Source organism: Thauera humireducens (assembly GCF_001051995.2).
Classification (GTDB): domain Bacteria; phylum Pseudomonadota; class Gammaproteobacteria; order Burkholderiales; family Rhodocyclaceae; genus Thauera; species Thauera humireducens.
In genome coordinates, this window is record NZ_CP014646.1 from 125,505 (window position 1) to 146,112 (window position 20,608).

19 protein-coding genes and 6 tRNA genes are annotated in these 20,608 nt (G+C 63.8%); 22 read left to right on the forward strand and 3 right to left on the reverse strand.

Translation table 11 applies throughout. From position 1 onward, the window contains the following. The first annotated feature begins 8 nt into the window (after window positions 1–8). Entirely contained in the window at window positions 9–965 is a 957-nt protein-coding gene (gene rluD / locus AC731_RS00570) for a 23S rRNA pseudouridine(1911/1915/1917) synthase RluD (RefSeq protein WP_418081421.1), read from the forward strand. Next, window positions 962–1,702, forward strand: a complete 741-nt coding sequence (pgeF, locus tag AC731_RS00575; protein ID WP_048708652.1) for a peptidoglycan editing factor PgeF — start codon at window positions 962–964, stop codon at window positions 1,700–1,702. The genes rluD and pgeF overlap by 4 nt, the downstream gene beginning before the upstream one ends. A gap of 57 nt (window positions 1,703–1,759) precedes the next feature. On the opposite strand, the gene AC731_RS00580 is transcribed toward pgeF, so the two are convergent. Next, complete coding sequence (locus AC731_RS00580) at window positions 1,760–1,975, reverse strand: hypothetical protein (protein WP_004259349.1); 216 nt, start codon at window positions 1,973–1,975, stop codon at window positions 1,760–1,762. Between the two features lie 95 nt (window positions 1,976–2,070). Between AC731_RS00580 and AC731_RS00585 the strand changes: the two genes are divergently transcribed. From AC731_RS00585 to AC731_RS00650, 14 genes are all read left to right on the forward strand, one after another. Next, window positions 2,071–3,816 carry a PHA/PHB synthase family protein gene (locus tag AC731_RS00585; RefSeq protein WP_048708653.1) on the forward strand — a complete coding sequence of 582 codons (1,746 nt, stop codon included), beginning with the start codon at window positions 2,071–2,073 and terminating at the stop codon, window positions 3,814–3,816. Window positions 3,817–3,927: 111 nt separating this feature from the next. Next, complete coding sequence (gene phbB / locus AC731_RS00590; RefSeq protein ID WP_048708655.1) at window positions 3,928–4,668, forward strand: acetoacetyl-CoA reductase; 741 nt, start codon at window positions 3,928–3,930, stop codon at window positions 4,666–4,668. Between the two features lie 235 nt (window positions 4,669–4,903). Beyond that, on the forward strand, window positions 4,904–5,644 hold the full coding sequence (gene phbB, locus AC731_RS00595) for a beta-ketoacyl-ACP reductase (RefSeq protein ID WP_004259359.1): 741 nt from the start codon (window positions 4,904–4,906) through the stop codon (window positions 5,642–5,644). Window positions 5,645–5,768: 124 nt separating this feature from the next. After that, window positions 5,769–6,368: a polyhydroxyalkanoate synthesis repressor PhaR gene (phaR, locus tag AC731_RS00600; protein WP_048708657.1), complete on the forward strand. Its 600-nt coding sequence runs from the start codon at window positions 5,769–5,771 to the stop codon at window positions 6,366–6,368. A 56-nt stretch (window positions 6,369–6,424) separates the two neighbouring features. Next, window positions 6,425–7,756 carry a 30S ribosomal protein S12 methylthiotransferase RimO gene (gene rimO / locus AC731_RS00605; RefSeq protein WP_004259364.1) on the forward strand — a complete coding sequence of 444 codons (1,332 nt, stop codon included), beginning with the start codon at window positions 6,425–6,427 and terminating at the stop codon, window positions 7,754–7,756. Between the two features lie 30 nt (window positions 7,757–7,786). Further along, window positions 7,787–8,776: a patatin-like phospholipase RssA gene (gene rssA, locus AC731_RS00610; RefSeq protein WP_048708659.1), complete on the forward strand. Its 990-nt coding sequence runs from the start codon at window positions 7,787–7,789 to the stop codon at window positions 8,774–8,776. A gap of 48 nt (window positions 8,777–8,824) precedes the next feature. Then, on the forward strand, window positions 8,825–10,270 hold the full coding sequence (locus AC731_RS00615) for an FAD-binding oxidoreductase (RefSeq protein WP_048708661.1): 1,446 nt from the start codon (window positions 8,825–8,827) through the stop codon (window positions 10,268–10,270). A gap of 54 nt (window positions 10,271–10,324) precedes the next feature. Next, window positions 10,325–10,400: transfer RNA gene (locus AC731_RS00620), tRNA-Ala, on the forward strand. A 29-nt stretch (window positions 10,401–10,429) separates the two neighbouring features. After that, window positions 10,430–10,505: transfer RNA gene (locus AC731_RS00625), tRNA-Glu, on the forward strand. 67 nt (window positions 10,506–10,572) lie between these two features. Further along, window positions 10,573–10,649 (forward strand) — tRNA-Asp (locus AC731_RS00630). 92 nt (window positions 10,650–10,741) lie between these two features. Then, a tRNA-Ala gene (locus tag AC731_RS00635) sits at window positions 10,742–10,817 on the forward strand. A gap of 22 nt (window positions 10,818–10,839) precedes the next feature. Continuing rightward, window positions 10,840–10,915: transfer RNA gene (locus AC731_RS00640), tRNA-Glu, on the forward strand. 61 nt (window positions 10,916–10,976) lie between these two features. Next, a tRNA-Asp gene (locus AC731_RS00645) sits at window positions 10,977–11,053 on the forward strand. 228 nt (window positions 11,054–11,281) lie between these two features. After that, entirely contained in the window at window positions 11,282–12,133 is an 852-nt protein-coding gene (locus tag AC731_RS00650) for a 3-hydroxybutyryl-CoA dehydrogenase (RefSeq protein ID WP_004259377.1), read from the forward strand. A 96-nt stretch (window positions 12,134–12,229) separates the two neighbouring features. Here the strand turns inward: AC731_RS00650 and rho are convergent, their stop codons facing one another. Both rho and trxA read right to left on the reverse strand, forming a co-directional pair. After that, complete coding sequence (gene rho / locus AC731_RS00655; protein WP_048710424.1) at window positions 12,230–13,447, reverse strand: transcription termination factor Rho; 1,218 nt, start codon at window positions 13,445–13,447, stop codon at window positions 12,230–12,232. Between the two features lie 220 nt (window positions 13,448–13,667). Next, on the reverse strand, window positions 13,668–13,994 hold the full coding sequence (gene trxA / locus AC731_RS00660; protein ID WP_004259385.1) for a thioredoxin TrxA: 327 nt from the start codon (window positions 13,992–13,994) through the stop codon (window positions 13,668–13,670). A 291-nt stretch (window positions 13,995–14,285) separates the two neighbouring features. Here trxA and fdxA point away from each other — a divergent pair, with 291 nt between their 5' ends. From fdxA to aroC, 6 genes are all read left to right on the forward strand, one after another. After that, on the forward strand, window positions 14,286–14,609 hold the full coding sequence (gene fdxA / locus AC731_RS00665) for a ferredoxin FdxA (protein ID WP_004259390.1): 324 nt from the start codon (window positions 14,286–14,288) through the stop codon (window positions 14,607–14,609). Between the two features lie 96 nt (window positions 14,610–14,705). Then, window positions 14,706–15,158 carry a CBS domain-containing protein gene (locus AC731_RS00670; protein WP_004259396.1) on the forward strand — a complete coding sequence of 151 codons (453 nt, stop codon included), beginning with the start codon at window positions 14,706–14,708 and terminating at the stop codon, window positions 15,156–15,158. Between the two features lie 225 nt (window positions 15,159–15,383). Further along, window positions 15,384–17,063 carry a long-chain-fatty-acid--CoA ligase gene (locus tag AC731_RS00675; RefSeq protein ID WP_048708663.1) on the forward strand — a complete coding sequence of 560 codons (1,680 nt, stop codon included), beginning with the start codon at window positions 15,384–15,386 and terminating at the stop codon, window positions 17,061–17,063. Window positions 17,064–17,350: 287 nt separating this feature from the next. Then, window positions 17,351–19,018, forward strand: coding sequence for an acetolactate synthase large subunit (gene ilvB, locus AC731_RS00680; RefSeq protein ID WP_004259406.1), 1,668 nt, complete (start codon window positions 17,351–17,353; stop codon window positions 19,016–19,018). Beyond that, window positions 19,018–19,335 (forward strand): acetolactate synthase small subunit, encoded by a 318-nt coding sequence (gene ilvN / locus AC731_RS00685; protein ID WP_004259410.1) that lies wholly within the window; start codon window positions 19,018–19,020, stop codon window positions 19,333–19,335. The genes ilvB and ilvN overlap by 1 nt, the downstream gene beginning before the upstream one ends. A gap of 129 nt (window positions 19,336–19,464) precedes the next feature. Continuing rightward, window positions 19,465–20,595, forward strand: a complete 1,131-nt coding sequence (gene aroC, locus AC731_RS00690) for a chorismate synthase (protein WP_004259414.1) — start codon at window positions 19,465–19,467, stop codon at window positions 20,593–20,595. The last annotated feature ends 13 nt before the right edge of the window (window positions 20,596–20,608 follow it).

Genomic DNA, 20,608 nt, shown 5'->3' on the forward strand with positions numbered 1-20,608 from the left:
AAACTCGCGTGAATGAACGCGCTGATTATATAGCAGGCGACGAGTCCGACCCGCCTGCCGTGATTACGATTCCTGCCGAGCTTGGCGGGCTGCGGCTCGACCAGGCGCTGGCCCGGCTGTTTCCCCAGCATTCTCGCAGCCGACTGCAGGGCTGGCTCAAGGACGGGCGTATCCGGCTCGACGGCGCTTCAGCCGGCTCGCGCCAGAAGGTGAGCGGCGGCGAGCGCGTCGAAGTCGATGCTGCGCCCCCGCCCGAGATTGCCGCCGAGCAGCCCGAGGACATCCCGCTGAAGATCGTGTTCGAGGACGCGCACCTGCTGGTGATCGACAAGCCCCCCGGGCTGGTCGTGCATCCCGGCAGCGGCAACTGGAGCGGGACGCTGCTCAATGCGCTGCTGCATCACGCGCCGCAGGTTGCGGAAGTGCCGCGTGCCGGCATCGTGCATCGTCTCGACAAGGACACCAGCGGCCTGCTGGTGGTGGCCAAGACGCTGACGGCGCAGACCGATCTTGTGCGCCAGCTTCAGGCCCGCACGGTCCGACGCCATTACTGGGCGCTGGCCCAGGGGCGGGTGCCGGCCGGCGGCACCGTCGATGCCCCGATCGGGCGCCATCCGACGCAGCGCACGAAGATGGCCGTGGTCGGCAACGGCCGCCCGGCGGTGACGCATTACGCGGTGGTCGAGCGCTTCGAGCGTGCGACGCTGCTCGAGTGCCGGCTGGAAACGGGGCGCACGCACCAGATCCGCGTGCATATGGCGCACATCGGTCATCCGCTGGTCGGCGACCCAGTGTATGCCGCACGCCGGGTCGCAGAACCCGCCTGGGCGGACTTCGAGCGCCAGGCCTTGCATGCTTTCCGGCTCGGCCTGGTTCATCCGGCCACGGGCGAAGCGATGGAGTGGGAGATTCCGATGGCAGCGGATTTCGATGCGTTGCTGCTGCGGTTGAGGTCGGTGCGATGACACAGGGCGCCGGCTTCATCGTGCCTGACTGGTCCGTGCCGATGGGCGTGCGGACGCTGGTCACCACGCGTGCTGGTGGCGTCAGCCTGCCACCCTACGCCAGCTTCAATCTCGGCGACCATGTCGGCGATGATCCGGCCGCCGTAGCGCAAAATCGCGCACGTTTGCGTGCCTGCCTGCCGACGGAGCCGACGTGGCTCGCCCAGGTGCACGGCATCGTCGTGGCGGACGCCGATCAAGCCTCCGGCGTGCCGGAAGCCGATGCGGTCGTGGCGCGAGGGCAGGGGGCGGTGTGCGCAGTGTTGACGGCAGATTGCCTGCCGGTGCTGCTGTGCGACGACGATGGCTCGGTGGTGGCCGCCGCGCATGCGGGCTGGCGGGGGTTGGTGGCCGGCGTGCTGGAAGCGACGGTTGCACGCATGGCGGTTGCGCCGTCCTCGATCCGTGCCTGGCTGGGGCCGGCGATCGGCCAGGGAGCCTTCGAGGTGGGTGACGAGGTGCGCCAGGCGTTCGTCACCGCTGATCCGGGAGCGGCTGCAGCTTTCGTGCCCGGTGCGGTGCAGGGTAAATGGATGGCCGACCTCTTCCTGCTCGCGCGGCGACGGCTGTCGCAGGCAGGTGTGCATCGTGTCGAGGGCGGAGGCATATGCACCTACACGGATGCCGCGCGCTTCTACTCCTACCGCCGCGACGGCCGCACCGGACGCTTCGCCTCGTTGATCTGGATCGAATCCTGATGCGGCCTGCGGCCTCGAGGCCTGGAACGCCCGACCGGGGCAATGGCAGGCGTTTCGCTATTGATCGGCGTCCGATTCACCTCTATCGTTGAGGCCGCCTGCTTCCCGTTCGCGCTGCCGGCGACGCCTGGCGGGGGTGCCGAACAGCCAGAAGAACAGGGCCATCGGAGCGATCCCGTAAAAAATGAAGGTGAGTACGCCGCCGACGACCGTATTTTCGGAGATGGCGGCGAGCAGCGCGACGTAGAGCCAGGCGATTGCGATCAAATACATGCCGTCGATTCTAAGCCCGTCGGGTGCCGGGCGAGGGCTGAAAAACGGAAAATCCGGGCGCTGGCCTTGCGTCGCGCCGTAAACAGGAGACAGGGATGTCGGATTCGGAAGGCAGGCAGGAGAACCCGGGCGTGCAGGCCATGCTCGCCGCCGGTCAGGCGATGGCGCAGCAGTTCTTTGATGCGCTGGCGCGCCAGCATGTCGCCATGCAGGATTCGTCGGGACTTGCCGCACCCAAGCTGCCCATGCCCGAGACGGAGGCATTCGCGAAGCTGCAGAAGGACTTTGCCGAGAAGCATGCCGCGCTGTGGTCCGCGATGCTGGGGCGAAAGCAGGGGGCTGCAGGCGAGCCGGTCGTGCAGCCCGAACCGGGCGATCGCCGTTTTTCCGCGCCCGAGTGGTCCGAGAGCCCGGTGTTCGACTACATCCGCCAGGCCTACCTGCTCAACGCGGGTTTCCTGAAGGACGTTGCCGAGGCGCTGCCGATGGCCGACGGGCGAGCCAAGTCCCGGCTGCAGTTCCTCACCCGGCAGTACATCGACGCGCTGGCGCCGACCAACTTCGCGGCGACCAATCCCGAGTTCATCAAGACGGCCATCGAGACCAAGGGCGAGAGCATCACGCGCGGCGTGCGCAACATGCTCGGCGACCTTGAAAAGGGCCGGATCTCGATGACCGACGATAGCGCGTTCGAAGTCGGGCGCAACCTCGCGCTGACGCCGGGCGCGGTGATCTTCGAGAACGAGCTGATGCAGCTGATCCAGTACGCGCCGCTGACCGACAAGGTCGCGCAGGTGCCGCTGCTGATCGTTCCGCCCTGCATCAACAAGTTCTACATCATGGATCTCCAGCCGGAGAACTCCCTGGTGCGCTTCATCGTGGAGCAAGGGTTCACGGTCTTCCTCGTGTCGTGGAAGAACCCTCGCGCCGACAGCGACGGCCACCATACCTGGGACGACTATCTCGACAAGGGGCCGCTGAAGGCGCTCGAGGTCGTGCGTTCGGTGACCCGCGTGAAGAAGCCCAGTGTCCTCGGTTTCTGCGTGGGCGGCACGATGCTGACTTCGGCGCTGGCGGTCGCGCGCGCGCGCGGCGAGGAGCCGGTGGCCAGTCTCACGCTGATGACGACGCTGCTGGACTTTGCCGATGCCGGCGAGATTGGCTGCCTTGTGGACGAGGCCAGCGTTGCCGCACGCGAGGCTGCGATTGGCAAGGGCGGCGTGCTGCGCGGCCAGGAACTTGCGAACGTGTTCTCGTCACTGCGCGCGAACGACCTCGTGTGGCAATACGTGGTGGGCAACTACCTCAAGGGCAACACGCCGCAGGCCTTCGACCTGCTGTACTGGAACTCGGATTCGACCAATCTGCCGGGCCCCTTCCTGACCTGGTACCTGCGCAACATGTACCTCGAGAACAACCTGCGCGTGCCGGGCAAGCTCAAGATGCTGGGCGAGAAGATCGATCTCGCCAAGGTCGACATGCCTGCATACCTGATGGCGGCGCGCGAGGATCACATCGTGCCGTGGAAGAGCGCCTACCTCGCCCGCAACCTGCTGGGCGGGGAAACGACCTTCGCGCTGGGGGCCAGCGGACATATCGCCGGTGCGATCAATCCGGCCTCGAAGAACCGTCGCAGCTTCTGGACGGCTGACGTGAAGGCGACCGACCCGGACGAGTGGCTCGAGCAGGCGAACGAGCACAAGGGCAGTTGGTGGTTGCACTGGATCGAATGGCTGCGTCAGTATGGCGGCAAGCAGGTTGCCGCGCGCGGCCGGCTCGGCAGCACGAAGTACGAGCCGGTCGAGCCTGCGCCGGGGCGCTATGTGAAGGAGCGTGCCTGAGCGGAGCGGCTGTACCAACGGTTGGACCGGACGGCAGCGGGTGGGGAGGGCGCTGTGCAGTCCACGATCACCCCACCCCCAGAAGAACCCGATTAGGGAGAGGAGAGGCGTATGTCGAGAGTTGCACTGGTTACTGGTGGTATGGGCGGCCTCGGCGAGGCGATCTGCATCAAGCTCGCCGCGCTGGGCTACCGCGTCGTCACCACCCACTCGCCTGGCAATACCAAGGCGGCGGAGTGGCTGCAGACGATGAACAACATGGGCTATGGCTTCAAGGCCTATCCGTGCGACGTGGCGGACTTCGATTCGGCCAAGGCCTGCGTCGAGCAGGTGACGCGCGAGGTGGGGGCAGTCGATGTACTGGTCAACAACGCGGGCATCACGCGTGACATGACCTTCAAGAAGATGACGAAGGCCGATTGGGACGCGGTCATCAGCACCAACCTCGATTCGGTGTTCAACATGACCAAGCAGGTCATGGATGGCATGGTCGAGCGCAAGTGGGGGCGCGTCATCAACGTGTCCTCGGTCAACGGCCAGAAGGGGGCTTTCGGCCAGACCAACTACTCGGCGGCCAAGGCCGGCATGCATGGCTTCACCAAGGCCCTGGCGCTCGAGGTGGCGCGCAACGGCGTGACGGTGAACACCATCTCGCCGGGGTACATCGGCACCAAGATGGTGATGGCGATCCCGCAGGAGATTCTCGACTCCAAGATCCTCCCGCAGATCCCGATTTCCCGTCTTGGCAAGCCGGAGGAGATCGCCGGCCTGGTCGCCTACCTGGCGTCGGAGGAAGCGGCGTTCGTGACGGGAGCCAACATCTCGATCAACGGCGGTCAGCACATGTTCTGATTTCGGGTTTCCCGAGAGGCGGCAAGAGACGGCGCGTCCCCACAGGGCGCGCCGTTTTGCTTTTGGCATCACGGGTTTGTGCCATGTATTGCATTGCAGCAAGAGTCGTCGAGAGTGTTTATAATGCAAGGGCAAGGCCGCTGACGCGCTGCGGCAAAATGCGCCGAAAGCCCCATCCGGGCACAGTTTCGTGATGGACGCTCGGTATCGAAAATTGCTCCAGAAGGAATTCAAGATGTCGCAGAAAATCGCTCTCGTTACGGGCGCCATGGGTGGTCTCGGCACCGCAATCTGCCAATCGCTGGCCAAGGACGGCATGAAGGTCGTGGCCAACTGTCTGCCGGGCTTCGAGCAGAAGGACGCCTGGCTCGCCGCCCAACGCGACCTCGGCTTCGATTTCGCCGTCGCCGAAGGTGACGTCTCAAACTACGAATCCTGCGCAGCGATGGTCGCCAAGGTCGAGGCCGAAGTCGGCCCGATCGACGTGCTGATCAACAACGCCGGCATCACGCGTGACAAGTTCTTCCCCAAGATGGAGAAGGGCCAGTGGGACGCCGTCATCAACACCAACCTGAACAGCCTGTTCAACGTTACCCATCATGTGTCGGCCAAGATGGCCGAGCGTGGCTGGGGCCGCATCATCAACATCTCGTCGGTGAATGGCGTGAAGGGCCAGGCAGGTCAGACCAACTACTCGACCGCAAAGGCCGGCGTGCTTGGCTTCACCAAGGCACTCGCCGCCGAGCTGGCGACCAAGGGCGTGACCGTGAACGCCGTGGCCCCGGGCTACATCGGCACCGAAATGGTCATGGCGATTCGCGAGGACATCCGCCAGGGCATCATCGACACCGTCCCGATGAAGCGTCTGGGTCGTCCGGACGAGATCGGCGACCTGTGCGCCTACCTTGCGTCCGACAAGGCCGCCTACATCACCGGCGCCACCATCAACATCAATGGTGGCCTGCACATGTGCTGATGTTGCACTGTGCCATGTTCGAAATCACGAAACCCCGTCGATTGGCGGGGTTTCCTTTTCGCAGCGCGATATAATTCGATTTGAAATTGAAGAGCGGAATGACCGCCGCAGAGGAGATGGGGAAATGTCTGAGCAGTCGCGCCTGATCAAGAAGTATCCGAACCGCCGCCTGTACGATACGCGCACCAGTTCGTACATCACGCTCGCGGACGTCAAGGAACTCGTACTCAACAACGAGGAGTTCCAGGTGGTCGACGCCAAGACCGGCGAGGACCTGACCCGCAGCATCCTGCTGCAGATCATCCTCGAGGAAGAGGCTGGCGGGGCGCCGATGTTTACCAGCGACCTGCTCGCGCACATGATCCGCTTCTACGGCAATGCGATGCAGGGCATGATGGGCAAGTATCTCGAGAGCAACATCAAGGCGTTCACCGAGATGCAGGGCAAGCTGCAGGACCAGGCTCGCGCCATTTATGGCGAGAACAGTCCGGTCGGACAGGACCTCTGGGCGCAGTTCCTCAATTTCCAGGGGCCCGCACTGCAGAGCATGATGGGTGCCTACGTCGACCAGTCGAAGAAGATGTTCGAGCAGATGCAGCAACAGCTCGAAAGCCAGACGCGCAACATGTTCACCGGCTTCAAGTTTCCGAATTACGGTGCACCGGGCGAAGACCCGTCCGCATCACTGGGCGCCGCCGCCGACAAGAGCGGCGTACGCAAATAAGCTTCCCGACGGCCGCCGTGGACGGCGGCCGCGCCGACCCCGACAGGCCTTCAAGCATGACCACTTTCAAGACACCGGACCTGCCGCGCGTCGGCTTCGTATCCCTCGGTTGCCCGAAGGCGACGGTCGATTCGGAGCATATCCTGACCCGGCTGCGGGCCGAGGGCTACAGCATCACGGGTTCGTACGACGATGCCGACCTGGTGGTCGTCAATACCTGTGGGTTCATCGACGCCGCGGTCGAGGAGTCGCTCGATGCGATCGGCGAGGCGCTCAACGAGAACGGCAAGGTCATCGTCACGGGCTGTCTCGGTGCCAAGGACGACGTGATCCTGGCCGCGCATCCGCAGGTGCTCGCAGTGACCGGTCCGCACGCGACTGAAGAAGTGATGCATGCGGTGCACAAGCACCTGCCCAAGCCGCACGATCCCTTCACCGACCTCGTACCGCCGCAGGGTATCCGGCTCACGCCGCAGCACTACGCCTACCTGAAGATTTCCGAAGGCTGCAACCACCGCTGCACCTTCTGCATCATCCCGTCGATGCGGGGCGACCTGGTGAGCCGGCCCATCCACGAGGTGATGCGTGAGGCCGAGGCGCTGGCCGATTCCGGCGTCAAGGAAATCCTCGTCATCTCGCAGGACACCTCGGCCTACGGCGTGGACGTGAAGTACCGCACCGGCTTCTGGGGTGGCCGGCCGATCAAGACGCGTCTGCTCGAACTGGCCAAGGCGCTGGGCGAACTGGGCATCTGGATCCGCATGCACTACGTCTATCCCTATCCCAGCGTGGATGACCTGATTCCGCTGATGGCCGAGGGCAAGATCCTGCCTTACCTGGATGTGCCGTTCCAGCATGCCAGCCCGAAGATCCTGAAAGCGATGAAGCGTCCGGCCAACGCCGAGAACGTGCTCGAGCGCGTGCGCAAGTGGCGCAGCATCTGTCCGGAACTCACCATTCGCTCGACCTTCATTACCGGCTTCCCCGGCGAGACCGAAGAAGACTTCGAGATGCTGCTGAACTTCCTCGAGGAGGCCCAGCTTGACCGCGTGGGGGCGTTCGCCTACTCGCCGGTCGAGGGAGCGGCTGCCAACGAGTTGCCGGATGCGGTTCCCGATGAGGTGCGCGAGGAGCGTCGCGCGCGCCTGATGGACTTCCAGGAAGACATCTCCACGCAGCGCCTCGAAGCCAAGATCGGTCGCGAGATGACGGTGCTGGTGGACGAGGTGGATGAAGAGGGGGCGCTTGCGCGCTCGCCGGGCGATGCGCCCGAGATCGACGGCCTTGTCGTCATTCCCGATGGCGAGGGCCTGGAGGCCGGTGACTTCGTGCGCGTGCGCATCACCGATTGCGATGTTCACGACCTTTACGCCGAGCGCCTCGATTGAGTTTCCGGGCGCCGAGTGCGGAGGCCGGCCGTGGTTGTAAGCCGACAGCCCGCCCGCCTCGTCGCTGAATCGCCGTCGCCTGCCGGCGGCCACGGGCGTGCGCCGGTAATCGGGCTTGCGCTCGGCAGCGGTGCTGCGCGTGGCTGGTCGCATCTCGGCGTGTTGAAGGCCCTGGCGGCCGAGGGCGTGGTCCCTCAGGTCATCTGCGGCTGCTCGATCGGTGCCTTCGTCGGTGCCGCCGCGGCATCGGGTGATCTTGCCAAGCTCGCGCAATGGGCTGAATCCCTGAAGTGGCAGGATGTCGTCTCCTTGCTCGATGTTTCGCTGCGTGGCGGGCTCATCAAGGGCGACAGGCTCATCGGTTTCTTCGAGCGCAATTTCGTCGATCGCGATTTCACCGAACTTGATACGCGCTTCGCCTGCGTCGCCACCGAGCTGACGACGGGTCGCGAGATCTGGCTGCAGGAAGGCAGTGTTTCCGCGGCCGTGCGCGCCTCGATCGCGTTGCCGGGGCTGATGACCCCTGTCATGCATCATGGTCGGCTGCTGGTCGATGGCGGGCTGGTGAATCCGGTACCGGTGTCGCTGTGCCGCGCGATGGGCGCGGATGTCGTGATCGCCGTCGATCTCGGTTCGGACATGGTGGGGCGGGCCTTTCGCCATACCGCCATCGAACCGACGCCAGCGGAGGAGACCGAGGCCGGCTGGACGGATCGCCTGCTCGCCCGCTTCGGGTTCGCAGGCGGCGACGAACTGGCGGTGCCGCGGCCGGCCAGCTCGAGTAGCGAGGCCTTGCCGTCACTGGTTTCCGTCATCAGCTCGAGCATCAATATCATGCAGGTGCGCATCGCGCGGAGCAGGCTCGCGGGCGAGCCCGCCGATGTCATGATCTCGCCGAGGGTCGGTCAGCTGGGGCTGATGGACTACCATCGGGCGGCCGAGGCAATCGCCGAGGGAGAGGCCGCCGTGATGCGCATGCGACCGCTGCTGCGCTACGTGCTCGGTCACGATCCCGACTGACTGTCATCACCCGCGACACGTGGGGGTGCGTTTCCTGGAGTTCTCCGAGTGGATCCTTTCATTCGTGCCCTGATCGCAGTGGTCGGCGCCGAGCGTGTCCTTTCCGATCCTGCCGACATGGCGCCTTACCTGACGGACTGGCGCGGCCGCTACCGCGGTGTAGCGCGTGCCGTCGTCTGTCCTGAAAGCACGGGAGAGGTCGCTGCGGTCGTCAGGCTGTGTGCCGGGCACGAAGTGCCCATCGTCCCGCAGGGCGGCAATACAGGGCTGTGTGGCGGGGCAACGCCGGGTGCTGATGGCGAGGCCATCGTCCTCGCGCTGGGGCGCCTCAACCGCATCCGCGACATCGATGCCGATAACAACACGATCGTCGTCGAGGCGGGTTGCACGCTCGCGGCCGTGCAGACCGCCGCAGTGGAGGCGGGGCGGCTGTTTCCGCTATCGCTCGCGTCCGAAGGTAGCTGCACCATCGGCGGTAACCTGTCGACCAACGCTGGCGGCGTGCAGGTGCTGCGCTACGGCAACACCCGCGAGCTGGTGCTCGGCCTCGAGGCCGTGTTGCCTGACGGGCGCGTGTGGGATGGCCTGCGCGGCCTGCGCAAGGACAACACGGGTTACGACCTCAAGCAGTTGTTCATCGGTGCCGAGGGCACGCTCGGCGTGATCACGGCCGCGGTGCTAAAGCTTTATCCTGCGATCCATCAACGTGCCACCGCCTGGGTGGCGGTGCCAGACCCGGTTTCAGCCGTGCATATGCTGGGGCTGATGCGCCGACACTGCGGCGATCGTGTCACCGCCTTCGAGATCGTCGGGCGGTCGGCGCTGGATCTGGTGCTTGCCCACATTCCGGGCAGTCGCGATCCCTTGCTGGGGCGGCCCGAGTGGAGCGTCCTGATCGAATTGTCCGATCCTGCCGAGTCAGCCGACACCAGAACGCTTCTGGAGGCTGCGTTGTCCCACGCCGTCGATGAAGGGCTCGCCTGCGATGCGGTCGTTGCCAACAGTCTCGCCCAGGCTTCCGCCTTGTGGGCGTTGCGCGAGAACATCTCCGAGGCTCAGCGCCTGGAAGGCGTCAGCATCAAGCACGACGTATCCGTGCCGGTGAGCCGCATTCCCGATTTTCTCGATCGTGCCCGACAGCGCCTGACACAAATGTGGCCAGACATCCGTATCGTGGCTTTTGGCCACATCGGCGATGGTAATCTGCACTACAACCTCTCCAAGCAGGCGGCGGAGGCAAACGCTGCATTCGTTGGCCGTACAAGTGAGGCCAACCGGATCGTGCATGATCTGGTCGCCTCGCTCGGTGGGTCGATTTCCGCCGAGCACGGACTTGGACAGCTCAAGCGGGACGAGATCCTCCGCTACAAGCCGGCCGTTGAGATGGAGTTGATGCGAAGCATCAAGCGCACCCTGGACCCGCAGGGCCTGATGAATCCCGGTAAGGTGCTCGATGTGACGGTGCGGGCAGGCAGGGCGAACGAGAAAATCTAAAAAAGGTGTTTACAGGGTTCAATTGCAGACCTATAATGCGCGCTCTTCGGTGACGGGGGTATAGCTCAGCTGGGAGAGCGCTTGCATGGCATGCAAGAGGTCAGCGGTTCGATCCCGCTTACCTCCACCAAATCGAAGTTGTGGTTGTTGCAGTACGTAGTCCCCATCGTCTAGAGGCCTAGGACACCGCCCTTTCACGGCGATAACCGGGGTTCGAATCCCCGTGGGGACGCCAATTCAAGGCGTTTTAGCCTGGATGGGCTGGAATGCAGGGCCGGCAGAACGTCGGTGCAGTTTGGTGCGGAGTGGTAGTTCAGTTGGTTAGAATACCGGCCTGTCACGCCGGGGGTCGCGGGTTCGAGTCCCGTCCACTCCGCCAGTTTTAAGTCGGGCCATGCTCAAAGTCTGATCTTCATAGGCCGAAGATCTTGCTGAAAGCGTCAGTGGTGGCTATAATCGCCGGCTCGTTGTGGGGGTATAGCTCAGCTGGGAGAGCGCTTGCATGGCATGCAAGAGGTCAGCGGTTCGATCCCGCTTACCTCCACCAAGGGTTTTAAAGCAGTACCGCAGTCCCCATCGTCTAGAGGCCTAGGACACCGCCCTTTCACGGCGATAACCGGGGTTCGAATCCCCGTGGGGACGCCAACATCGCAGTCTGGCGTAGCCAGATTGCAGTGCCGGAGATATCCGGCGGCAGGTTCGGTGCGGAGTGGTAGTTCAGTTGGTTAGAATACCGGCCTGTCACGCCGGGGGTCGCGGGTTCGAGTCCCGTCCACTCCGCCAAATGATCAAGGGAGCCCATGGGCTCCCTTTTTTTGCGTTCACGTCCCAGGCGGCGTTGCGTTCGGCAGCGTCGCCCGATTCTTCCCGTCTTCTCTGCTATTGCCCGGCCAGCCTCGCTGGCGCGCACTGATCAAATCCGTTAAAGTCACGCTCCATACGCAGCGGTATGGAGTCCGAGATCTCTCGGTTCCTGCTCGCGTAGCGAACCTGATTGGGAGAGTTTTCGAGATGACTATCAGCAAGATCGGTGTGGTGGGTGCGGGAACGATGGGTAACGGCATTACGCAGGCCTTCGCGGTTGCGGGTCTCGACGTGGTGATGATGGACATCGGCGAGCCGCAGGTGCAGCGCGGCCTGGCGACGATTGGTGCAAGTCTGGATCGGCTGATCAAGAAGGAAAAGATGAGTGCCGAGCAGAAGGCCGCAGCGATGGCGCGTATCTCGACCGCCACGGCGGTGTCGGCTCTCGCGGATTGCGATCTGGTGATCGAGGCTGCGACGGAGAACCTCGAACTCAAGCTCGACATCTTCGCGCAACTCGACGCTGTAATGCGCGCAGACGCGATTCTCGCCAGCAATACCTCGTCGATTTCGATCACCAAGCTTGCAGCGGCGACCGAGCGTTCTGCCCAGGTGATCGGCATGCATTTCTTCAACCCGGTGCCGATGATGGCGCTGGTGGAAGTGATCCGCGGCCTGCAGACCTCGGATGAGACCTACGCGAAAGTCGAGTCGGTTGCCAAGGCGATTGGCAAGACGCCGGTCCAGATCAAGAACAGTCCGGGCTTCGTCGTGAACAGGATGTTGTGCCCGATGATCAACGAGGCCGTGTTCGCGCTGGGCGAAGGTCTCGCGACGGCTGCCGAGATCGACGAGGCGATGAAGCTGGGGTGCAACCACCCGATCGGCCCGCTCGCGCTCTGCGACCTTATTGGTCTCGATGTCCAGCTGGCGGTGATGCAGGTGCTGTTCGACGGGTTCAAGGACCCGAAGTATCGTCCGGCACCGCTCCTTGTCGAGATGGTGGAGGCGGGCTATCTGGGTCGCAAGACTGGCAAGGGTTTCTTCGATTACAGCTGAGTCCTGTGCCGCATGCGCCCGCTTGGGCATGCGGGCTTGCGGAAAAAGAAAACGCCACCCTTGGGTGGCGTTTGTACTTGCGGAGCATGCCAGGCGTTAGCCGCGGCCGGAACGCATGGCGTCGAAGAACTCGGCGTTGCTCTTTGTGGCCTTGATCTTGTCGAGCAGGAACTCCATCGCGTCGATGTCGTCCATTCCGTACAGCAGCTTGCGCAGGATCCAGACCTTTTGCAGGATGTCCTGCTTGAGCAGCAACTCCTCGCGACGCGTGCCCGAGCGGTTGACGTTGATCGCCGGATAGACGCGTTTCTCGGCCATGCGGCGATCGAGGTGGAGCTCCATGTTGCCGGTGCCCTTGAACTCCTCGTAGATCACGTCGTCCATGCGGCTGCCGGTGTCGATCAGCGCAGTGGCGATGATGGTCAGCGAGCCGCCTTCCTCGATGTTGCGTGCCGCGCCGAAGAAGCGCTTGGGCTTCTGCAGTGCGTTGGCATCGACGCCGCCGGTCAGTACCTTGCCGGAGGCAGGGACGACCGTATTGTAGGCGCGCGCCAGGCGGGTCAGCGAGTCGAGCAGGATCACGACGTCGTACTTGTGTTCGGTCAGGCGCTTGGCCTTCTCGATCACCATCTCGGCGACCTGCACGTGACGCGTGGCCGGCTCGTCGAAGGTGGACGCCACGACCTCGCCCTTCACCGAGCGGAGCATTTCCGTCACTTCTTCCGGGCGTTCGTCGATCAGCAGTACGATCAGCTTCACGTCAGGATGATTGGCCGTGATCGCGTGGGCAATGTGCTGCAGCATGACCGTCTTGCCGCTCTTGGGCGGGGCGACGAGCAGGCCGCGCTGGCCCTTGCCGATCGGTGCGATCATGTCGATCACGCGGCTGGTGATGTTTTCCTCGCCGCGGACATCGCGCTCGAGCTTCAGGCATTCCTGCGGGTGCAGGGGCGTGAGGTTCTCGAACAGGATCTTGCTCTTGCACTCTTCCGGCGGTCGACCGTTGATCTTGTCGAGCTTGGTCAGCGCGAAATAGCGCTCGCCGTCCTTGGGCGTGCGGATTTCGCCTTCGATCGTGTCCCCGGTGCGCAGGTTGAAGCGCCGGATCTGCGAGGGGGAGACGTAGATGTCGTCCGTCCCCGCGAGATACGAGGTGTCCGGGGAGCGCAGGAAGCCGAATCCGTCAGGCAGCACTTCGAGTGCGCCGTCGCCACAGATCGGTTCGCCCCTGCGGGCACGGTTGCGGAGCAGCGCGAAGACGAGTTCCTGCTTGCGCAGCCTGTTCGCGCCTTCGACGCCGGCTTCAGTGGCCATCTGCAGCAGTTCGCTGACGTGCAGGGCCTTGAGTTCGGACAGGTGAAGGGCGGGGACGTCGGGGTTGCGGGGCGTGACGTTGCCGTCCTCGCCACCATTGTCGACGTCGAACAGATCGTCTTCGGTCTGCGGATTCTGGGGGGGATTACCGTCGCGATTGCGCGCGCCACGGCGACGGGCGCGCGAAGAACCGCGAGAACGGGCCGGACCTTGGTCTGGCTTAGATGTTGCTGTCAATGAAGGCGGTCAGTTGAGATTTGGAAAGGGCGCCCACTTTGGTCGCCTCGACGTTGCCACCCTTGAACAGCATCAGCGTGGGAATGCCGCGGATGCCGTACTTGGCGGGAGTGTCCTGGTTTTCGTCGATGTTGAGCTTGGCAACCTTGAGTTTGCCAGCGTAGTCCTTGGCGACGTCATCCAGAATGGGGGCGATCATCTTGCACGGACCGCACCATTCGGCCCAGTAATCGACCAGAACAGGGGTCTGGGACTGCAGCACTTCGGACTCGAAGTTGCCGTCGGTCACATAGTGGATATGCTCGCTCATGATTCCTCACATCAGGGGTGGCGGGTATTGACGCGATGCAAACACGCTCGCGGGTACTGCTTGGACGGGGAGGCAAGGTGTACGCGGGTCCGCTCACCTTGGAGAGAAACGTGAATTTCTCAGGAGAATTTGGTCGAAAGTTATGCGATGCAGTCGGCTGCGTCAAGCAAATTGGCGCAGGAAACAGTGCGTGCTCGCGCGGATCGTGGCGAAAATGCAAAGGGCTGGACTATATTGTGGCCTGCGCACGCGTCCCCGATACGCGGCGAACCCAACAGGCTGGAGAGAGCAATGACTTACGTGGTGACTGAATCCTGCATCCGCTGCAAATACACCGACTGTGTGGATGTGTGTCCGGTGGACTGCTTTCGCGAGGGGCCGAATTTTCTCGTAATCGACCCCGAGGAGTGCATCGACTGTACCTTGTGCGTGGCCGAGTGCCCGGTGGAGGCGATCTACGCCGAGGACGACGTGCCGGCGGACCAGCATCAGTTCATCGCGCTCAACGCCGAACTGTCCAAGAAGTGGAAGCCCATCGTGGAGCGCAAGGATGCGTTGCCCGATGCTTCGGACTGGGCGAAGGTCAAGGACAAGCTGGGTGAGTTGCAGCGCTGACACTGCCGGGTTCTGCCTTTGCGGCGCCGGTGCGATGCACTAATATGGCGCATCGAACCCACGGTCCGAGCGACTGAACAAGGCACGGAGAGCAACATGCTGGTAAGCGAGATTCTCGCCATCAAGGGCAAGGTGCTATTCACCATCGCACCCAACAAGAGTGTTGCCGAGGCAATCGAGATCATGAACGAGCAGGATGTTGGCTCGCTCGTGGTCTTCTCGCGCGGTGAGATGGTCGGCATGTTGACCTTCCGTCAGGTCCTGCAGGGTGTGCAGAAGGGCAGCGCTGACTTGCATGCGCTCACCGTCGAAGCGGTCATGATCCGGAATCCGTTTGTGGCTTCCCCCAATATGGAGATGGACGAGTTGCGGCGGATGATGGTGGAGCATCACCAGCGCTACCTGCCCGTGATGGACGGCCATACCCTGCTGGGCGTCGTGAGCTTTCACGACGTCGCCAAGGCAGTGCTGGAAGAGCAGAGCTTCGAGAACCGGATGCTCAAGAACTACATCCGTAACTGGCCGGCACAGGAGGAAGAAGAGCGCTGATCAGATTTCGGGGCTGACCGCCCCAGGTGGTGGCGGATTCGCCATCCCTCCATGGCAGGCGCGTCGCGTCTGCCGACGTCGACTTCTGCACACAAGACAAGGAAGCGACGAGCGTTGGAATTCAGTGGTGGAGCCGGCTGCTCGCGGCTCCGCATGACGCCTTGGGAGGGCGGGGCTGGCCGGGATCGAACCGGTCGGCAATTTCCAGCATAAGGAGGAGACCGCGTGGAAAAGATCTGGCTGCAAAGCTATCCGAAGGGCGTACCGGCTGAGATTGACGTCGATCAGTTCAAGTCGATCGGTGACCTTTTCGAGCAGGGGGTCGCGCGCTTCGGTTCGCGCACGGCCTACGTGTGCATGGGCAAGGGCATCACCTACGGCGAACTCGACGAGTTGTCGCGTCGTTTCGCCGCGTATCTTCAGGGTGAGCTGAAACTTCCCCGCGGTGCGCGCGTGGCGTTGATGATGCCCAACGTGCTGCAGTATCCGGTTGCCCTGTTCGGCACGCTCCGCGCCGGCTACACCGTCGTGAACGTCAATCCGCTCTACACGGCGCGCGAGCTCGAGCATCAGCTGTGCGACGCCGGCGCCGACGTGGTCGTCATCCTCGAGAACTTCGCCCACACGCTCGAGCAGGTGCGGGGCCGGGTGCCGATCAAGCATGTCGTCGTCAGTAGCCTGGGCGAGATGCTGGGGTTTCCGAAGTCTGCGCTGGTCAACTTCGTCGTCCGGCGGATCAAGAAGATGGTGCCGGCCTGGAAGCTCGATGGGGCGATCACCTTTGCGGCGGCACTGGCGCGCGGCGATCGCCATCGTCTCCAGGCCGTGGAGATCGGCCATGAGGACATCGCCTTCCTGCAATACACGGGCGGCACCACCGGCGTGGCCAAGGGCGCCATCCTCACCCACCGCAACATCATCGCCAACCTGCAGCAGGCTCATGCCTGGATCAAGCCGTTCGTGCGCGAAGGCGAGGAACTGATCATCACGGCGCTGCCGCTCTATCACATCTTCTCGCTCACGGCGAATTGCCTGACCTTCTTCAAGATCGGTGCGACGAACGTGCTGATCACCAATCCGCGCGACATTCCCGGTTTCGTCAAGGAACTGTCAAAGCACAGGTTCACCGCCATCACCGGTGTCAATACGCTGTTCAACGCGCTGCTCAACAATCCGGATTTCGGCAAGCTCGATTTCTCGAGTCTGCATGTGGCGCTGGGGGGTGGCATGGCGGTGCAACAGGCCGTTGCCGAGAAATGGCGGAAGGTGACGGGCATTCCGCTGGTCGAGGCCTACGGGCTCACGGAGACGTCCCCGGCCGTCACGATCAACCCGCTCGATCTGCCCGAGTTCAACCACTCGATCGGCTTGCCGGTTTCGTCAACCGACATCAGCCTGCGTGATGATGCCGACAACGAGGTGCCGGTCGGACAGCGCGGCGAGCTCTGCGTGAAGGGCCCACAGGTGACGCGGGGCTACTGGAATCGTCCGGACGATTCGGCGCGGGCATTCACGCCGGATGGCTTCCTGCGCACGGGGGACATCGCGGTCATCGACGAGAAGGGCTTCGTCTCCATCGTTGACCGGAAGAAGGACATGATTCTGGTGTCGGGCTTCAATGTCTATCCCAACGAGGTCGAAGACGTGGTCGCCAGTCACCCCGGCGTGATCGAGGTCGCTGCGGTCGGCGTGCCGGACGAGCGCAGTGGCGAGGCGGTGAAGATCTTCGTGGTGCGCAAGGATCCTGCGTTGACCGAAGCGGCGTTGATCGCCTATTGCCACGAGAATCTGACGGGCTACAAGGTGCCGCACCGCGTCGAGTTCCGCGATGAACTGCCCAAGAGCAATGTGGGCAAGATCCTGCGGCGCGAGTTGCGCGAGGGGCCGGTGAGACAAGACGCGTGATCGCGTGATCGCATCAGGAATGCACGGGGTGCTTGTGTAGGCGGCAGTTTCGTGCTTTCATCTCTCCCGCAATTCATTTCGAGCCATCATGCGTTCTTCCACCCGTTTCTTCGCCGTCGTTTCCGTAGCTGTACGCGTAGTAGGCGTAGGCATGCGCGCGTCGTAACGGGACAGAACACTCGAACAGCAGGATTCCAAACCCCCGTCGGCGCGCAAGCCCGGCGGGGGTTTTTGCATTCTGGGGCCGCGCCGGTGATGTCGCTGAAGTCAAAACCAAGGAGAGCATCATGACTCAACTCACCGGCGCGCAACTGATCGTGCGCCTCCTCGAACGCCAGGGCGTGCGTACCATCGCCGGCATCCCCGGTGGCGCGATTCTTCCGTTCTACGACGCGCTGTCGGCCAGTGCGCAGATCCGGCACGTGCTGGCGCGCCACGAGCAGGGCGCTGGCTTCATGGCGCAGGGCATGGCGCGGGTGTCGGGCGTGCCCCAGGTGTGCATCGCCTCGAGCGGTCCGGGGGCGACCAACCTCGTCACCGCGATTGCCGATGCCTGCCTCGATTCGATTCCGATGGTCATCATCACCGGCCAGGTGCCGCAATCCATGATCGGGACCGACGCCTTCCAGGAAGTGGATATCTACGGCATCACGGTGCCGATCACCAAGCACAATTTCCTTGTGCGCTCGGCGCAGGAGTTGCTCGAGGTCGTGCCCGACGCGTTCCGCATCGCCATGTCCGGCCGACCGGGTCCGGTGCTGATCGATGTGCCCAAGGATGTGCAGAACCAGCTGATCGAAGTCGACGAACTGCCGCCGCCCGCAGTGCCCGACGCGCCGCCGCAGCTGGACATGGCGGCCATCGATACCGCAGCGCAGATGATCAACTCGGCCGTGCGACCGGTGCTCTATCTGGGCGGCGGTGTGGTCCATTCCGGTGCTTCCGCACTCGCGGTGACGCTGGCAGAGCAGGGCGCGCTGCCGACGACGATGACCCTGATGGCGCTGGGTGCGATGCCGATGGACCATCCGCTGTCGGTCGGCATGCTCGGCATGCACGGTGCCCGCTACACCAACTTCGTGCTCGAGGAGGCGGACCTGCTGATCTGCGTCGGTGCGCGCTTCGACGACCGCGCCATCGGCCGGGCCGCCCAGTTCTGCCCCAACGCGAAGATCGTCCACATCGACGTTGATCGCTCCGAGTTGCACAAGATCAAGACCGCGCACGTCGCGATTCATGCCGATGTCACGGAGGCGCTCGAGGCCCTGCTGCCCCGTGTCAAGGCCGTGCTGCGCACCGACTGGCTGGCGCAGGTCGCGGATCTCAAGCAGCGGTTTCCGATGCAGCTCCCGGGCAGCGACGATCCGCGCAGTCACTACGGCCTGATCAAGGCGGTCGCCGACGCGCTCGACGACGAGGCGGTGGTTGCCACCGACGTGGGTCAGCACCAGATGTGGGTCGCTCAGGCCTATCCTTTCCGCCGTCCGCGCCAGTGGTTGACCTCGGGCGGGCTGGGCACGATGGGATTCGGCCTGCCGACGGCAATCGGCGCCGCCCTGGCCGAGCCCGAGCGCACGGTGGTGTGCTTCTCGGGCGACGGCAGCTTCAAGATGAACATCCAGGAGCTTGCGACACTGGCCGAGGAGGGGCTCAACCTCAAGGTCGTGCTCATGAACAACAATGCGCTGGGTCTGGTGTACCAGCAGCAGGCGCTGTTCTACGGCAAGCGCCAGTTCGCGTCCAGGTACCGCACCGAACCCGATTTCGTGAAGATCGCCGAAGGCTTCGGCGTGCCGGCCATCGACCTCGACAAGGCCGACGATCCCCGTGCCGCGCTGGCCGAGGCGCTGAATGCGCCCGGACCGTGCCTGATCCACGCGACGATCGATCGCGAGCAGTTTGTCTATCCCATGGTGCCGCCGGGTGCCGCCAACACCGAAATGATCGGAGGCTGATGATGATCGAACAAGTTGCCGACCCGCTGCCGCAAGCCGGCCACGCAAAGGTCATTCTAGAGATCGATGTGAATAACCACGCCGGGGTGATGAGCCACATCTGCAATCTTTTTGCGCGCCGCGCCTTCAACGTCGAAGGCATTCTGTGCATGCCGGTTTCCGACGGCAGGCGCTCGCGCATCTGGCTGCTCGTGTTCGACGACCAGCGCCTCGAGCAGATGGTCCGCCAGGTTGAAAAGCTGGAGGACGTGCTCGCGGTGCGTCGCCATGGGGCGGAGCACGAAGTGTTCGAACGCCTGGAAGACTTCTTCCACTGAGCGCTGGCCGGCGCCCCGTGCGCCGTGGCCGAAGGGGATGGGGCGCGTGCTAGACTCGCGCCCCATCCCCCTCTTGTTCCTCTGCGCCCCGTGGGGCAGCGGGTTCATTGCTGATCAGGCAGGAAAGTCATGTCCGGAAACACCATCGGTACCCTATTCACCGTCACGTCCTTTGGCGAGTCGCACGGCCCGGCGATCGGCTGCGTCGTCGATGGCTGCCCGCCGGGACTGGCACTGACAGCGGCTGACATCCAGATCGAACTGGATCGGCGCAAGCCCGGCACCTCCCGTCACGTGACCCAGCGTCGCGAGCCCGACGAGGTCGAGATCCTGTCCGGGGTATTCGAGGGCGTGACCACCGGTACGCCGATCGCACTGCTGATTCGCAACCAGGACCAGCGCAGCAAGGACTACGGCAACATCGCCGATACCTTCCGCCCGGGACACGCCGATTACCCCTATTGGCAGAAGTACGGCATCCGCGACTACCGTGGCGGCGGCCGTTCTTCGGCGCGCGAGACCGCAGTGCGCGTGGCGGCAGGTGCGATCGCGAAGAAATGGCTGCATGAGCGCTACGGTATCGTGATCCGGGCCTGCATGACGGCGCTCGGGCCGATCGAGATCCCGTTCATGTCGTGGGACGAGGTCGATCGCAATCCCTTCTTCGCGCCCAACGCCGATATCGTGCCGCAACTCGAGACCTACATGGACGAACTGCGCAAGTCCGGCGACTCGATCGGTGCGCGCATCGACGTGGTGGCCAGCGGCGTGCCCGTGGGCTGGGGCGAGCCGGTGTATGGCCGCCTGGATGCCGACATCGCCTACGCGATGATGGGCATCAATGCAGTGAAGGGCGTCGAGATCGGCGCGGGGTTTGCCTCCGTTGCGCAGCGTGGCACCGAGCATGGTGACGAGATGACGCCGGAAGGCTTCCTGTCGAACAATGCGGGTGGCGTGCTTGGCGGCATCTCCACCGGCCAGGACGTCATCGCCAGCATCGCGATCAAGCCGACCTCGAGCATCCGCCTCGATCGGCGCTCCATCGACCGTGCAGGCAACCCGGTCATCGTCAACACCCACGGTCGCCACGATCCCTGCGTCGGCATCCGTGCGACACCGATCGCCGAGTCCATGCTCGCACTGGTGCTGATCGATCACGCGCTGCGTCATCGCGCCCAGTGCGGCGACGTCCGCACCGACACGCCGCGCATTGCCGGGCTCGCGCCACTGGGACAGCAGCGCCTGCCGTCGCCGCGCTGACGGTCGCTCCCGG